This window comes from Novosphingobium sp. PhB165 (genome assembly GCF_004341845.1).
Lineage (GTDB): Bacteria > Pseudomonadota > Alphaproteobacteria > Sphingomonadales > Sphingomonadaceae > Novosphingobium.
In genome coordinates this window covers 436970-451685 of sequence record NZ_SLVB01000001.1, presented here as the reverse complement: position 1 = coordinate 451685, position 14716 = coordinate 436970, and the positions used below count along the sequence as shown (strand labels likewise).

The following is a 14716-nucleotide window of genomic DNA, read 5'->3' as shown; positions in this document are numbered from 1 at the left end:
CCGTCCGGTGCCTTGAACCGCAAACCCTGAACCATAAATCTCGTCGCCCCCGCGAAGGCGGGGGCCCCGCTTCCTTTGGCGCTCGAAGAACAAGCGGGGTCCCCGCCTTCGCGGGGACGACGAGTTCTTGGGGGCGCTGGAGCGGGTTATCTCCCGCGCTACGGCAGGCCGATAGCACAGGCGAAGTTCCCCTCAGTCCATCGCCCCGGTCATGGCCTCGTGGAAGGCCTTCACCGCAGCAACTTCGTCACCGTTCCAGACCGCGCCGGACACGGCAAGGAAGTCGGCACCGGCCTTTACCAGCGGCGCGCAGTTCTCAGGGGTGATGCCGCCGATGGCGACGCAGGGAATCTCGAAGATCGCCTGCCACCATTCGAGCAGGTCCACGCCTGCCATGTGCTTCACGTCCTTGGTGGTGGTCGGGAAATATGCGCCAAAGGCCACATAGTCCGCACCCGCCTCGCCTGCGTCCATGGCAAGGTGGCGGCTGTTGTTGCAGGTCACGCCGATCTGCGCATCGCGGCCGAGGGCATTGCGCGCTTCCTCGACAGTGCCGTCTTCCTGCCCCAGATGGACGCCATCCGCGCCAAGGCGCTTGGCAAGGGCAATCGAGTCGTTGACGATGAAGGCCGTCCCACGCTCGGCGCAGATCTTCTGGAGCGGCTCGGCCAGACGCGCGGCCTCATGCTGGTCCACGCCCTTCACCCGGAACTGGAACGCCGCGACCGGCGCGGCATCAAGCGCGCGGGCCAGGCGATCGGGGAAAGCGCCAGTCACGTCGAGCGGCGAAATCAGGTAAAGCTGCGTCGGTTCGCGTTCGTTCTCATCCATGAGCGCGCACCTAGCCTTTTGACGGCCTCAGGAAAAGAGTTCGTCGTCGAACAAGGCGTCTGCATGCTCGCGTTCGAGGTTTCGCACCACGCGCAGCACGGCCAGCAGGATCGTCATATGCACGAGCGCGTAGAGCGCCGGAAATCCCAGCGAGCGATCCAGCACCCCTGCGGAGGCAATGGCGTAGAGGTCTCCAACGATGGCGAAAGCCTGAAAACCCACCATGAGCCGCAAGTTCACCCGGTTCGCGCGCCAGACGATCAGGCAAGCCAGCGCACAGCCCAGCGCCAGTTCCAGCACGATCCGCGAACCGAGCGCCCCGGTGATCGCCGCGTCGATCAGTTGCCAGGTGTCCAGCGCCGCCAGCAGGACAACGGCCATCCGAAGCGGCTCCAGCAGCGACGGACGATAGTTTTGCAGGATCAGATAGACCGCGCCGCCGACGAAGACCGCAGGCAGCATCAGGATCAGCAGGTCGTGCAGAAGCAATACAGCCCCGATCCGCAGGCCGATCGCGGCCGCGAATCCCAGCACCGCAAGTGCCGAAGACCACTTGTTGCGGTCCGGACTTATCATTGAACAGGTTCAGGCATTGGCGGAAAGCCTAATGGCCTTTGTTGCACCGCGAAAGACCGAAGTTCGGAACCAAGGCGCTGTTCGTGCGATGTCTCGGGACGATGAGACGACGCGCCTTCTCGCCGGTGGTTTCGCTGGCCCTTTTCGCTGCCGCACTGGCCGGATGCCGAATCATTCCCGAAGGGGCCGGGCCGGAGAGCGCCGGTGCACCTGCAACGCCGCCGCCCATGACGTCTGCGATGCCCCAAGAACGGCAGCCACAGAGGTACCCCGAGCCGCCGCCGGTCGCCACCCCGACGCCCGCTTACGAACCTGTCGCCAGCCCCGCTCCGCCTTCCCAGCCCTATAGCGGCCCGCCGCTCGCCTATACGCGCATCGGCGAGACGGTCTTCGTGGACGGCCCCAAGGTCACCCCGCTTTCCCTGATCGAAGACAGCCGCTGCGCGCAAGGCACCCAGTGTGTCTGGGCCGGACGCCTGAAAGTCCGGGTGCGCGTGGATCTCGGTTCCGGTAGCCACAAGCTGGACATGACGATGGGCGAGCCGATCCAGGTTGCCGATGGCAAGCTGTTGCTGCTCGACGCATTGCCCGGGCCCACCGCCGGATCCCGCCCCGCCCCGCTCGCCTACCAGTTCGGCTTCCGCTTCATGGGCGGCATCTGACGCGAAAAAGGGCGGCGCCCTGCGGCACCGCCCTTTCCCTGAAACGCAACCTCTGAAAGATCAGGCGGCCGTGGCGGCGCCGGTCTTCTCGGTCGAGCCCTTGTAGATGGCGTCGATCGCGTCAGCGAGCGCGGCGTCGAATTCCGCGTCGCTCATCTGCGAGCGCAGGTCTTCCAGCAGCGCGCGGCTGAAGCTGGCGATGATGCCCTTATTCTTGGCCAGTTCGGCGCAAGCTTCGGGACGCTTGTAACCACCCGAGAGCGCGACCACGCGCAGCACCTTGGGATGCGACACCAGCGCGTCGAACGTGCCCGGAACCACCGGCAGCGACAGCTTGAGCATGACCTGCACGCCGTCTTCGAGCGCGTCGAGGTTCTTGAGGATCTCGGCCAGGAGCAGCTTGTCGGACTCCGCGCGGGTCTCGCTCTTGATGTTCACTTCGGGCTCGATGATCGGCATCATGCCGTGCGAGAGCACCTGCTTGCCGATCTCGAACTGCTGGCGGACCACGGCGGCGATGCCTTCCGCATTCGCCGAGTTGATCACCGAACGCTCCTTGGTGCCATAGACGCCCAGCGCCTTGGAACGCTCCAGCAGCGCGTCGAGCGTGGGCATCGGCTTCATCAGCTGAACGCCGTTGGCCTCGTCCTCAAGGCCCTTGTCGATCTTGATGAAAGGCACCACGCCCTTGGCGATCAGCGCCTGCGGGGTGGATACGCCGTTCACTTCGCCGTCCATGGTGCGCTCGAACAGGATCGCGCCGATGACCTTGTCACCGTTGAAAGCGGGCGAGGCGATGATGCGGGCGCGCATCTGGTGGATCAGGCCGAACATTTCCTCTTCGGTCGACCAGGCGCCTTCCTCGATGCCGTAGCCCTTGAGCGCCTTCGGCGTCGAACCGCCGCTCTGGTCGAGCGCGGCGATAAAGCCGTTTCCGCCGGCCATCTTGGCCCTCATATCTGAAAATTGCATGGTTTCTCCTCCTTGAGATGCTCCAACGGACTGGAGCGAAACTGTTTGCCGGGCCCTCCCCCGTGATTCCCGTTCTATCGGCGGAAATTCACGGCAGCGGGTGGACGGCCGGCTTCGACCGGCGGCGCAGCAGGCCGCCCAGAAGCGTGCGGGCAGGCACATCGATCCAGCGCACGCAGAGCCAGGCCACCGCGACGCAAGCGCCCAGGAATACGAAGGCCATCAGCACCGCGTTGTAGTGCAGATCGTCCTTGAAATACCGCATGGGCTCGATCAGCGCCCAGTGCACCGCGTAGAGCGCGAAAGAAACTTCGCCCACGAACCAGGCCAGCGGCGCCAGACGGCGCGAAGGCTCGACCCGCGAACCGCACCAGACCAGCAGCGGCGAGACCACCAGCGCGCAAGCGAGATCATACCATACGGTCGAGATGAAACCGGGATTGGCCAACAGCATCACCGTAATGGCAATCAGGCAGGCCACGCCCCCCAGTGTCGCCGGGCGGTGCCTCGGCTGCGGCAGGCTGGCGATCAGCATGCCGATGCCGAAGGAATAGAGCGTGCGGGCCAGCGCCACCGCCCATTCCTTCCACATCGCGCCGATATTGCCCGAACCGTTCTCCAGCGCCGCCGGCACGAACCACCAGACCGAAAGCAGGCAGACCGCCGCAATGCCAAGCCGCGGCAGGCGGAACAACAGCACGATCATCGCGAAATTGGCAACGAGTTCGTAGAACAGCGACCAGGCCGGCACGTTGAGCGGAAACAGCGTATGGGTCAGCGGCGACGGCAGCATCAGCGCGTTGAACAGGGTGCTGCCGAAGATCGTCACGAGGCCGAGCGAGGTATCGCCCCCGCTATGCAGCCGCGCGAGGCCGACGCCCGTCGTCAGCACCACGCCGACGAGGAACAGCGGATAGAGCCGGATCAGCCGCTTGAGCATGAACTCGCCCACGCCCATGCCGTCCTGCCAGCGCGGCAGGTAGCTGGTGGCGAGCACGAAGCCCGAGAGCGCGAAGAAGAAGTCTACCGCGACATAGCCGTGCGGGGCCTGCGAAATATTGAAATGGAACAGCGCGACGGCAAGCGCGGCGATCCCGCGCATGCCGTCGAGCGTTACATAGCGGCCATGCCATGGCGGGCGACGCCCTTGCCAGGCCCGGGCCGCTTCGGGAGCGGCAACATGGACCGAACTGTTCATGCGCCGCCGCCCCTACCCGCGATCAGGCCTCGAGGGCCGCTACGCCGGGCAGTTCCTTGCCTTCCATCCATTCGAGGAAAGCACCACCGGCCGTCGAAATGTAAGAGAAATCGCCCGCAACGCCTGCGTGGTGAAGCGCGGCTACGGTGTCACCGCCACCGGCAACCGAAACCAGCGAGCCTTCGCGGGTAAGCGCTGCGGCCGTCTTCGCCAGCGAGACGGTGGCCGCATCGAACGGTACGGTCTCGAACGCGCCCATCGGGCCGTTCCAGACCAGCGTGCGGCAGGTCTTGAGCACATCGCCCAGCGCCTCGACCGCGCGCGGGCCGACATCGAGGATCATCTCGTCGGCGGCGACTTCGTGGACGTTGCAGGTGCGCAGCGAAGGCGGGTTGGCGGCGAATTCCTTCGAAACCACCACTTCGTAAGGCAGGTGCACGGTGCAGCCCGACTTGTCGGCCACGTCGAGGATCTCGTTCGCGGTGCCGGTCAGGTCATGCTCGCAGAGCGACTTGCCCACGTCCACGCCCTTGGCGGCAAGGAAGGTGTTGGCCATGCCGCCGCCGATGATGAGGTGATCGACTTGCGTCACGAGGTGCTTGAGCACGTCCAGCTTGGACGAGACCTTGGCGCCGCCGACTACGGCCGCGACCGGCTTTTCCGGCTTGCCCAGCGCCTTGTCGAGCGCTTCCAGCTCGGCCTGCATCGAGCGGCCGGCATAGGCCGGCAGCACGCGGGCAAGGCCCTCGGTGCTGGCATGGGCGCGGTGCGCGGCGGAAAACGCGTCGTTGACGTAGAAATCGCCGTTCGCGGCGATCGCCTTGACCAGTTCGGGGTCGTTCTTTTCCTCGCCCTTCCAGAAACGGGTGTTTTCGAGGATGGCGATGTCACCGGCGCGCAGGATGCCTACAGCCTGCTTCACCACGTCGCCCGCGATCTCGGGCACGAACATCACTTCCTTGCCGAGCACCTTCTCGACCGCGCCGACCACCATCGACAGCGACATGCTGGGCACGCGCTCGCCCTTGGGGCGGCCGAAGTGGGCGAGCAGGAGAACCTTGGCGCCCTTGGCGGTCAGGTCGAGGATGGTCGGTGCGGCGGCGCGGATGCGGGTATCGTCGGTGACGACGCCGTCGTTCATCGGCACGTTGAAGTCGACGCGCACCAGCGCGACCTTGCCGTTCACATCACCAAGGTCGTCCAAAGTCTTGAAAGCGCTCATCTCTCGATCCTCATTTCGTCGCAGCAGGCGTCGCGGCCCGTCCGGCACATTATCGCGCGGAGCGAGGGCCGACGCCCGATTGTCCTGTCCTGGTCGGTAGCGCCGGAAGGGAACAGGCGCTGCGCCGTTCTTCCGGTCCGGACGCACCGCGCCGCGAAAGCCCCTTGGACTCCCGCGGCGACGGTCCCCTCGGCAGGCCGCAGTTCCCTATCGGTGCGCCGCCCCTTGGGCCACGCGATGCCGATAGGGCGGCCTGCCGTCATTGGCTCCTCAGAGCAGACCCGCCATCACACCGGCGGTGTCGACCATGCGGTTCGAGAAGCCCCACTCGTTGTCGTACCACGACAGAACGCGGACCAGCTTGCCTTCGAGCACGTGAGTCTCAAGGCTGTCGATGGTCGACGAGTGCGCATCGTGGTTGAAGTCGATCGAAACCAGCGGCTCGGTGGTGTAGGCCAGCACGCCCTTGAGTTCGCCCTCGGCCGCTTCCTTGAGCAGCGCGTTGACTTCATCCTTGGTGGTTTCGCGCTTCGGCACGAAAGTCAGGTCGACGACCGAGACGTTCGGGGTCGGCACGCGGATCGACGAACCGTCGAGCTTGCCCTTCAGGTCCGGAAGAACGAGGCCCACGGCAACGGCGGCGCCGGTGCTGGTGGGGATCATGTTCATCGCGGCGGCGCGGGCGCGGCGCGGATCGCTGTGGATCTGGTCCAGGATCTTCTGGTCGTTGGTGTACGAGTGGATCGTGGTCATCAGACCATGCTCGATGCCGATCTTCTCGTGCAGGACCTTGGCGAACGGCGCCAGGCAGTTGGTGGTGCACGAAGCGTTCGACACGATCACGTGCTCGGCGGTCAGTTCCTTGTGGTTCACGCCGTAAACGACCGTGAGGTCCACACCCTTGGCCGGGGCCGAGACGAGGACGCGCTTGGCGCCCGCGTCGATGTGCTTGCCGGCCGATTCCTTGTTGGTGAAGAAGCCGGTGCATTCCAGCACGATGTCGATGCCCTGCGCGGCGTGCGGCAGGTTCGCCGGGTCACGCTCGGCCGTCACATGAATGCGCTTGCCGTTGATGACGAGGTCGGTGCCGTCAACTTCCACGGTACCTTCGAAAGTACCGTGGACGCTGTCACGCTTGAACAGGAGAGCGTTGGCCTTGGCGTCGGCAAGGTCGTTGATCGAGACCAGCTCGAGGTCATGGTCCGTGCGCTCGAGAATGGCGCGCGCGACATTACGTCCGATACGCCCGAAACCGTTGATCGCAACCTTGGTCGCCATTGGGGTAGTCTCCTGTTTAAACGCTAAGCTTGTTGAGGATCTTCGGAACGATCGCTTCGACAGTGAAGCCGAAACGAGCGAACAGGTCCTTGGCCGGAGCCGAGGCACCGAAGCGGTCGAGACCGATGTTCAGGCCGCCATTGCGGCTCTGTGCGGTGTAGCGTTCCCAGCCCATCGTGACCCCGGCCTCGATCGAGACCTTCAGGATCGAACCGTCGTTGGGCAGGATTTCGTGCTGGTAGGCTTCGTCCTGAGCGGCGAAGAGTTCCATGCACGGCATCGACACGACGTCGGTACCGATACCCTGCGATTCAAGCTCCGCACGGACCTTGACGGCAAGTTCGACTTCCGAGCCGGTGGCGACGATAATGACCTTGCGGTCCGCTTCGGCGTGGCGAAGCGTATAGGCGCCGCGTGCCGAGAGCATATCGCCGGTCTTGCGCAGCTGCGGCAGGTTCTGGCGGGTAAGCGCCAGAACCGAAGGCGTGTCCTGCGATTCCAGAGCGACGTTCCAGCATTCCGCCGTTTCGATCACGTCCGCCGGGCGGAACACGTAGAGGTTCGGGATCATGCGCAGCGACATGACATGCTCGACCGGCTGGTGGGTCGGGCCGTCTTCGCCAAGGCCGATCGAATCGTGGGTCAGCACGTAGATCGCGCGGGTCTGCTGCAGCGCCGAGAGACGGATCGCATTGCGGCAGTAGTCCGAGAAGATCAGGAAAGTGCCGCCGTAAGGGATCACGCCGCCGTGCAGCGCCATGCCGTTGAGCGCGGCAGCCATACCGAATTCACGGATGCCGTAATAAACGTAACGGCCGCCGTAATTGTCAGGCGTGAACGGCTCCTGGCACTTGGCCTTGGTGTTGTTCGAGCCGGTAAGGTCCGCCGAACCGCCGATCATCTCGGGCAGCGCCGGGGCCAGCACGTTCAGCCAGTTTTCCGAGGCCTTGCGGGTGGCGACAGTGGAGTCGCCTTCCAGCCATTCGGCCAGCTTGGCGCGGATCGCGTCGGTTTCCGGCAGTTCGCCGGCCATGCGGCGGGAGAATTCCTCGCCCTTGTCCGAGGCGGCAAGGCGGCCGAACCATTCGGCATGGGCAGCGGCGCCCTTTTCACCGAGCGAACGCCAGTCGGCGAGGATTTCCGCCGGGACTTCGAAGGGAGCCGAAGTCCAGCCCAGATATTCGCGGGCAGCGGCCACTTCGGCATCGCCCAGCGCCGAACCATGAACGTCGTGGCCGCCCTGCTTGTTCGGGGCGCCCTTGCCGATCACGGTCTTGCAGGAGACGAGCGTCGGCTTGTCCGAAGCGGCGGCCTCAGCCAGCGCGCGTTCGATGTCGGCAAAGTCATGGCCGTCGCACTCGAACACGTCCCAGCCCGAAGCGCGATAGCGCGCCGGGATGTCTTCGCTGGTCGAAAGCGAGGTGTCGCCGTCGATGGTGATCTTGTTGTTGTCCCACAGAACCTTCAGGCGGCCCAGCTTGAGCGTGCCGGCAAGGCCGATGGCTTCGTGGTTGATGCCTTCCATAAGGCAGCCGTCACCGGCGATGACCCAGGTCTTGTGGTCGACGATATCGGTGCCGAAGGTGGCGTTGAGCTGACGCTCCGCCATCGCCATGCCGACTGCCATGGCCAGGCCCTGGCCCAGCGGACCGGTGGTGCATTCCACGCCTTCGATCAGGAAGTTTTCCGGGTGGCCGGCGCAGACCGAGCCGAGCTGGCGGAAGTTCCGGATGTCGTCCATCGTCGGGCTGGCATAGCCGGTCAGGTGGAGCAGCGAATAGATCAGCATCGAGCCGTGGCCGGCGGACAGCACGAAGCGGTCGCGGTCGGCCCACTTGGGCTGTGCAGGATCGAACTTGAGGAACTTGGAGAACAGGACGGTGGCGACATCGGCCATGCCCATCGGCATGCCGGGGTGGCCGCTGTTGGCCGCCTGGACCGCATCCATGGAAAGCGCCCGGATGGCGTTGGCCATCGGCGCGAGACGGTCGGCTGCAAGGGTCATCGGGTGGCTCCGGTAAACGGAATAAAGGGACGATTCGGCTTGCCGACCCCCTTTAGGGAGAGGCCAGCGGGCGTCAAGTTCGCCCGGACGGCAAACATGCACGGCCCTCGCGCAATCGCGTGGTGGCACAAAGTGCTCGCTTCGTCGAAGCAATTGTCGGCAAACCGTGCGGATTTCTTGCCTTTTTGCGGTTTCGCGGTAACCGTACGTCATGAATGAGGTATCGATCGAACAGGTCGTCGAACGGATCGAGGCCGCGCTGGCGCGTCTCGACAAAGTGATCCCCGAAACGATGGAACAGCGGGCCCGCGATGCGCGCCTGCGAATTTCGGTGGAACAGGCACTCGGCGAACTCGATGAACTGCTGGCGCCGTCCGAACGGCGGGCCCGGCCATGAGCAACGTCAATCTCACGATCGGCGGGCGCAGCTTCACGTTGGCCTGCGCCGATGGTCAGGAAAGCCATGTCGAGGATCTCGGTCGCCTGATCGACGAGAAAGTGGCGGCAGCGGGCGCGGTCGGCCAGACCGAGACTCGCATGCTGCTGTTCGCGGCGATCATGCTGGCCGACGAACTGCACAACTTGCGCGCGGAGCCCGCTCCGGCGGTTCCGGTAGCCGCCCCCACTCCGGCCGCGGCGGAAATCTCGCCCGAACTGGCCGAGCGACTCGTCGCCGTCGCCACGCGCATAGAAAATCTTGCCGAACTCCTTGAGGGATCGGGCAAGACCTCCTAACTAGGGGGAGACGGGATCTGCCCGGCACGAGCCGTTCGAAAATCCCTGAGGCTATAAGCAAATCCAAGGGGGCTGTCCCTGCCCGGACCCTGGTCCGACGCACATGGTCCCCACCTGACGTTGAGGCGTCAGAGGATTTCTAGGCAACGACCCATGGTGGACCCGTCACCCTCCTTCCCCATGACCTTTCGGGGACTTATGCATTTTCAAGGCAGGCGGATCGCCAGACCGCACGAAAAATGCAAAGCACACATAATAGATAGAGCGTGATCCGTTTCAGCATGAGCTGATTGCGCGCTGCCTCACCCTTCCAACATATGTCATGTTGGAATTCCAACATGCCGAACGAGACCGCAGATGGTACTCTGCCTTCTCGAATGCCAGGAATGGGACCTCCGGTGGATTCATCACCCCCTCTCTCCCCCGCGACCGAAAAGGCCGCGCTGCGCAAGAAACACCGCATCGCGCGCGCCAGTCATGTCGCTTCGCTCCCGCAAGGATTGCGCGCGCTGGTGCTCAACCGGCCGCCTGCCCCCGTCGCCGAAATGATGCCTGAAGGGCTGACCATCGGGCTTTATGCGCCGGTGGGAGACGAAGCCCCGGCGTTCGGCTGGGCGCGCTGGCTTTCGGAACATGACCGGAATGTCGCCCTGCCCTGGTTCGCCACCCGCGAATCGCCGATGGAGTTCCGCCGCTGGGCGAATCCCTTCGATGAGGAGCAACTGACGATCGGGCCCTGGGGGGCGCTACAGCCGCTGCCCGAGAGCGATCCCGTGGTCCCCGCCATCGTCATCGTGCCGCTGCTGGCCTTTACCGCCGAAGGACACCGGCTGGGGCAAGGCGGCGGCCATTACGATCGCTGGCTCGATGCCAATCCCGACGTTCCCGCAATCGGCCTTGCATGGGACTGCCAACTCGCCGACACCCTCCCGATAGAAGCGCACGACCGCATCCTGGATGCCGTGGTGACGCCGACGAGAATATATGAGGGAGCGATCTGAACTTGCGCGAGACTCCAACACTCAGAATCCCCCTCGGCGTGTTGGGGTTGTTCGCTGTCCTGATCGCCTATGGCGTGCTGATCGCGCGCTATCTGGCTCCCGTGATGACAGAATGGCATCCGCTGCTCCAGACGCCGGTCTATGTCATTCTAGGTGTCGTCTGGATCCTGCCGCTGAAGCGGTTCCTGATCTGGATGGAGACCGGGCGCTGGGGATGATTCCCCGGCGTTTTCTTTTGCCCGCAAGTCACGCAGACAAAAGAAAAGGCCGGGCGTTAACCCGGCCTTTTTCGTTTCATTGCTATCCACTTCCGTGAAGGAAGTGGCGCGAGTGACGGGGCTCGAACCCGCGACCTCCGGCGTGACAGGCCGGCACTCTAACCAACTGAGCTACACCCGCGCAGCAATGTATGTGAGGTTTTTAGACTACCTCAAGTCGCTGTATTACCAGCATTTTTCCCAAGTGGCGCGAGTGACGGGGCTCGAACCCGCGACCTCCGGCGTGACAGGCCGGCACTCTAACCAACTGAGCTACACCCGCGTTCTTGCGGTTGCGTCCGCTTGGGAGCCGCGCCTCTATGGCAGGGCACCCACCCTGTCAACCGGATTGCTCGGGACAATGAAAAGTTTTTATCCACACCCCCGAAAAATGCTGCACGCACCCGCGCGCGCTCAATAGGCGGCGAACGTGGTCAATCGCCGTTAACTATATGTTGGCGACTGGAATCGCAGAAAATACCCCATCCACGCGAAACGATCCGCGCGGAGACGACAGGGGGAACTCGGATGAAAGCATTCCATCTCGCCGTGACGCTCGCTCTCGCAGGCAGCGCGCTTGCCGCCACCGAGGCGCAGGCAGAGCTGCACACGGGACCTTCCGTGGCCACCGACAGCGCCGTCTATGTAGAACGCAGCGGCACGGCCGCTTCCCGCCGACTGGAGCCCGCCAGCCGCCTTGCACGCGGGGATCGGGTCGTCACGATCGTCACCTGGTATCGCGCGGCCGGGACGGGCGGCTTCGTTATCACCAATCCCGTGCCCACCGCGCTCTCCTATCAGCAGAGCGCTGAGGACATGCAGGAGGTTTCGGTGGACGGGGGACATTCATGGGGCCGTCTGGGCACGCTGAGAATCGGCAACCGCCTCGCCACGCCGGAAGACGTCACCCATGTCCGCTGGCGCATCCCGCCGCAGAGCGCGGCACGCGGTCGCGGGCAGATCACTTACAGCGGCATCGTGCGCTGATTCAGCAGCGCTCGTACTTCCAGTTGCGGCGCTTTCCTTCGGAAATCCACTCGACCGCCTGAGCCATGCGCTTGGCGCGCGTGGCCTCCGCCTTGGCCTCGGTGATCCATTCCAGATATTCGCGCCGCTGGGAGGGAGAGAAAGCGTCGAAATGCCCCTGCGCAGCGGGCACGGCCGCGAGCGCAGCGGCAAAATCGTCCGGCACCGCGATTTCCGCCTTGGGCGCACGCGGCGCAGCGCGCTTCAGTGCGGTACCCTTGTCGAGCACCCTCTCCTGAGCCGCCTGCAATTTTAGGATGAGTTCGCACTCGGGCGGCAGATCGCCGAGCACTTCAATACGCCCGAATTGCCCCATGGCATCGCCCTGTCGTCCATCTCCGTGGATGACGAAAGTGCAGTGCGCCTTGAACGCCGCCATCCCGGCGACATTCTTACCCTTCACCAGAAAGTGCGGCATGCCCCATTTGATGGCCTCTTCGGCCTCGGGCAGCGCGCGATGGGCGAGATCGCGCAAATGGGTGAGGATCGGGCGGGCAAAGTCCGCAGCCTTTTCGATATACTCATCGACGCGCGGATCCTTGCCCATGAATGCCCTCTCCCTTAGCCCGCCAGAATCAGCGCAGGGGCCTCGATCAGCTTCTTGAGGTCCTGCGCGAAGCTTGCCGCGTCCCAACCGTCTACCACACGGTGATCGCACGACATCGAGATATTCATGATCTTGCGCTTCTCGATGCGCTCCACGCCATCGGCGCCCTTCACGAACATCGGCCGCTCGACGATGCGATTCGGGCCGATGATGGCGACTTCGGGGCGATTGATGACCGGCGTGGTCGCCACGCCGCCCATCGGCCCGAGCGAGGTGACCGTGATCGTCGAGCCCGAAAGCTCCGACGACTTGGCCGAACCGTCGCGCGCGGCATTGGCAAGGCGGCCGATCTCGGTGGCGAGCTGCCAAAGGTTGCGGTCCTGCGCATCGCGAATCACCGGAACCATCAGGCCCGCCGGGGTCTGCGCGGCCATGCCCAGATGGACCGAGCCGTAACGCGTCACCACGCCCGCCTCGTCATCGTAATGTGCGTTGAGCATCGGATACTTCGGCAGCAACTTGCAGATCGCCGCGATCAGGAATGGCAGCATCGTCAGCTTCGGCCTGTCACCGCGCCCGGCGTTAAGCTGTGCACGGGTCTCCTCCAGCGCCGTCACGTCGAATTCCTCGACATAGGCGAAGTGGGGGATCTGGCGCTTGGACGCCGCCATGTTCTCGGCAATGCGGCGGCGCAGGCCGATCACACGGACCTGTTCGTCCTTGCCCTTGTTCCCGGCGGGCTGGAAACCACCCGCAGCATTGTAGGACAGGAAGGCGTCGAGATCGCCGTGGCGCACGCGGCCGTCTTCCGCGGGGCGGACTTCGGCCAGATTGATGCCGAGGTCCGAAGCGCGCTTGCGGACGGCGGGGCTGGCGGTGACCTTGGCGGCAGGCGTGGGCGTGCGGGCTTCGACAGGCTCAGCCTGAGCGGGGGTGGGATTTGCCGCGACCGGAGTAGGCTCGGGCGCCTGCACAGGTGCCGGAGCGGGAGCGGGAGTGGGAGCTGGAGCGGGCGTAGGTGCCAGCTTGGCCTCCGCCTCCACAACATCCGCTCGTGCTGAGCTTGTCGAAGCACCAGCCGCCGCACCGTCAACCTCGTTACCGGCGCCTTCGACCTCGATCACCACCAGCGGCGATCCGATGGCGATGACATCACCCGCCTCACCGGCGACTTCGACCACCACGCCCGAAACCGGGCTTTCCATCTCGACCGTCGCCTTGTCGGTCATCATGTCCGCAACGCGGTCGTCTTCCTCGATCCGATCGCCGATCTTCACGTGCCAGGCAACGATCTCTGCCTCGGCAATGCCTTCACCGATGTCGGGCAGCCTGAAAGTATAGCGTCCCATCAAATCAATCCTTCAACAGACGATCGACCGCCTCGCCAATGCGGACGGGACCGGGGAAATAGGCCCACTCAAGGCTGTGCGGGTACGGCGTATCGAAGCCGGTCACGCGCTCGACGGGCGCTTCAAGGTGGTAGAAGCAGCGTTCCTGAACCAGTGTCACCAGTTCGGCGCCAAAGCCGGAGGTGCGGGTTGCCTCGTGTATCACCAGGCAACGCCCAGTCTTTTCCACGGACTTTTCCACAGTCTCCAGATCGAGCGGAACCAGGCTGCGCAAGTCGATGATCTCGGCATCGACGCCCTTTTCGGCCAGCACCGCCTCGGCCACGTGGACCATGGTGCCGTACGTCACCACCGTCAGCGCCGAACCTTCCTGCACGATCCGCGCCTTGCCGAGCGGGATCGAATAGTACCCCTCCGGCACCATGCCGAGCGGGTGGCCCTTCCACGTCTTCGACGGGCGATCGTAATAGCCGTCGAACGGGCCGTTATAGATGCGCTTGGGCTCGAAGAAGATCACCGGATCGTTGTCTTCGATGGCCGCGATCAGCAGGCCCTTGGCGTCGTAGGGGCTGGCCGGGATCACCGTTTTCAGGCCGGAAACGTGCGTGAACAGCGCCTCTGGGCTCTGGCTGTGGGTCTGGCCGCCGAAAATGCCGCCACCGAAAGGCGACCGCACGGTGATCGGCGCGATGAACTCCGCCGCCGAGCGGTAGCGCAGACGCGCCGCTTCGGAGACGAGCTGGTCCATACCGGGATAGATATAGTCCGCGAACTGGATCTCCGGCACCGGGCGCAGGCCGTATGCGGCCATGCCCACGGCGGCGCCGATGATGCCGCATTCGTTGATCGGCGTATCGAACACGCGGTTGCGGCCATACTTCTTCTGAAGGTTGGCGGTCGCGCGGAACACGCCGCCGAAATAGCCGACGTCCTCACCGAAGGTCACCACATCGGGATCGCGCGCCATCATGATGTCGAGCGCGTCGTTGATCGCCTCGATCATGTTCATCTGGCGAGTCGGCGCGTCGTGGAGGCTGACAGAATCTTCTTCAATCAT

Annotated in this window: 16 protein-coding genes and 2 tRNA genes; 6 read left to right on the top strand and 12 right to left on the bottom strand. The window is 64.4% G+C overall.

What is annotated here, in order from left to right; genetic code table 11:
- Positions 1 to 192: 192 nt before the first annotated feature.
- Together thiE and EDF56_RS02190 are read right to left on the bottom strand one after the other, a co-directional pair.
- A complete protein-coding gene (gene thiE / locus EDF56_RS02195) occupies positions 193 to 831 on the bottom strand; it encodes a thiamine phosphate synthase (RefSeq protein ID WP_132385087.1) in 639 nt (212 codons plus the stop codon).
- A 27-nt stretch (positions 832 to 858) separates the two neighbouring features.
- A complete protein-coding gene (locus EDF56_RS02190) occupies positions 859 to 1407 on the bottom strand; it encodes a hypothetical protein (protein ID WP_132385086.1) in 549 nt (182 codons plus the stop codon).
- 101 nt (positions 1408 to 1508) lie between these two features.
- On the opposite strand from EDF56_RS02190, the gene EDF56_RS02185 reads away from it, so the two are divergent.
- A complete protein-coding gene (locus EDF56_RS02185) occupies positions 1509 to 2069 on the top strand; it encodes a hypothetical protein (protein ID WP_132385085.1) in 561 nt (186 codons plus the stop codon).
- A 60-nt stretch (positions 2070 to 2129) separates the two neighbouring features.
- Here EDF56_RS02185 and EDF56_RS02180 read toward each other — a convergent pair whose 3' ends face one another.
- The 5 genes from EDF56_RS02180 to tkt all read right to left on the bottom strand — a co-directional run bounded on the left by EDF56_RS02180 (position 2130) and on the right by tkt (position 8744).
- On the bottom strand, positions 2130 to 3041 hold the full coding sequence (locus EDF56_RS02180; RefSeq protein ID WP_132385084.1) for a fructose bisphosphate aldolase: 912 nt from the start codon (positions 3039 to 3041) through the stop codon (positions 2130 to 2132).
- An 88-nt stretch (positions 3042 to 3129) separates the two neighbouring features.
- The gene (locus tag EDF56_RS02175; protein ID WP_132385083.1) at positions 3130 to 4239 is read right to left on the bottom strand and encodes an acyltransferase; all 1110 of its coding nucleotides are present in this window, start codon (positions 4237 to 4239) and stop codon (positions 3130 to 3132) included.
- A 22-nt stretch (positions 4240 to 4261) separates the two neighbouring features.
- Positions 4262 to 5461 (bottom strand): phosphoglycerate kinase, encoded by a 1200-nt coding sequence (locus EDF56_RS02170; protein ID WP_132385082.1) that lies wholly within the window; start codon positions 5459 to 5461, stop codon positions 4262 to 4264.
- A gap of 270 nt (positions 5462 to 5731) precedes the next feature.
- On the bottom strand, positions 5732 to 6739 hold the full coding sequence (gene gap / locus EDF56_RS02165) for a type I glyceraldehyde-3-phosphate dehydrogenase (protein WP_132385081.1): 1008 nt from the start codon (positions 6737 to 6739) through the stop codon (positions 5732 to 5734).
- Positions 6740 to 6755: 16 nt separating this feature from the next.
- A complete protein-coding gene (gene tkt, locus EDF56_RS02160) occupies positions 6756 to 8744 on the bottom strand; it encodes a transketolase (protein WP_132385080.1) in 1989 nt (662 codons plus the stop codon).
- Between the two features lie 211 nt (positions 8745 to 8955).
- Between tkt and EDF56_RS02155 the strand changes: the two genes are divergently transcribed.
- From EDF56_RS02155 to EDF56_RS02140, 4 genes are all read left to right on the top strand, one after another.
- The gene (locus EDF56_RS02155; RefSeq protein ID WP_132385079.1) at positions 8956 to 9141 is read left to right on the top strand and encodes a hypothetical protein; all 186 of its coding nucleotides are present in this window, start codon (positions 8956 to 8958) and stop codon (positions 9139 to 9141) included.
- The gene (locus EDF56_RS02150; RefSeq protein WP_132385078.1) at positions 9138 to 9479 is read left to right on the top strand and encodes a cell division protein ZapA; all 342 of its coding nucleotides are present in this window, start codon (positions 9138 to 9140) and stop codon (positions 9477 to 9479) included. The genes EDF56_RS02155 and EDF56_RS02150 overlap by 4 nt, the downstream gene beginning before the upstream one ends.
- A 398-nt stretch (positions 9480 to 9877) precedes the next feature.
- Positions 9878 to 10480 carry a 5-formyltetrahydrofolate cyclo-ligase gene (locus tag EDF56_RS02145; RefSeq protein ID WP_243652335.1) on the top strand — a complete coding sequence of 201 codons (603 nt, stop codon included), beginning with the start codon at positions 9878 to 9880 and terminating at the stop codon, positions 10478 to 10480.
- A 2-nt stretch (positions 10481 to 10482) separates the two neighbouring features.
- A complete protein-coding gene (locus tag EDF56_RS02140; RefSeq protein ID WP_132385076.1) occupies positions 10483 to 10698 on the top strand; it encodes a DUF2842 domain-containing protein in 216 nt (71 codons plus the stop codon).
- Positions 10699 to 10802: 104 nt separating this feature from the next.
- On the opposite strand, the gene EDF56_RS02135 is transcribed toward EDF56_RS02140, so the two are convergent.
- Positions 10803 to 10879, bottom strand: a tRNA-Asp gene (locus EDF56_RS02135).
- Positions 10880 to 10943: 64 nt separating this feature from the next.
- Positions 10944 to 11020: transfer RNA gene (locus EDF56_RS02130), tRNA-Asp, on the bottom strand.
- A gap of 245 nt (positions 11021 to 11265) precedes the next feature.
- Here EDF56_RS02130 and EDF56_RS02125 point away from each other — a divergent pair.
- Positions 11266 to 11724 carry a hypothetical protein gene (locus EDF56_RS02125; RefSeq protein WP_132385075.1) on the top strand — a complete coding sequence of 153 codons (459 nt, stop codon included), beginning with the start codon at positions 11266 to 11268 and terminating at the stop codon, positions 11722 to 11724.
- A 1-nt stretch (position 11725) separates the two neighbouring features.
- Here EDF56_RS02125 and EDF56_RS02120 read toward each other — a convergent pair whose 3' ends face one another.
- The 3 genes from EDF56_RS02120 to EDF56_RS02110 are packed head-to-tail and all read right to left on the bottom strand — an operon-like array spanning position 11726 to position 14716.
- On the bottom strand, positions 11726 to 12310 hold the full coding sequence (locus tag EDF56_RS02120; protein ID WP_132385074.1) for a YdeI/OmpD-associated family protein: 585 nt from the start codon (positions 12308 to 12310) through the stop codon (positions 11726 to 11728).
- Between the two features lie 14 nt (positions 12311 to 12324).
- Entirely contained in the window at positions 12325 to 13659 is a 1335-nt protein-coding gene (locus EDF56_RS02115) for a dihydrolipoamide acetyltransferase family protein (RefSeq protein ID WP_132385073.1), read from the bottom strand.
- Positions 13660 to 13663: 4 nt separating this feature from the next.
- Positions 13664 to 14716, bottom strand: coding sequence for an alpha-ketoacid dehydrogenase subunit beta (locus EDF56_RS02110; protein ID WP_132385741.1), 1053 nt, complete (start codon positions 14714 to 14716; stop codon positions 13664 to 13666).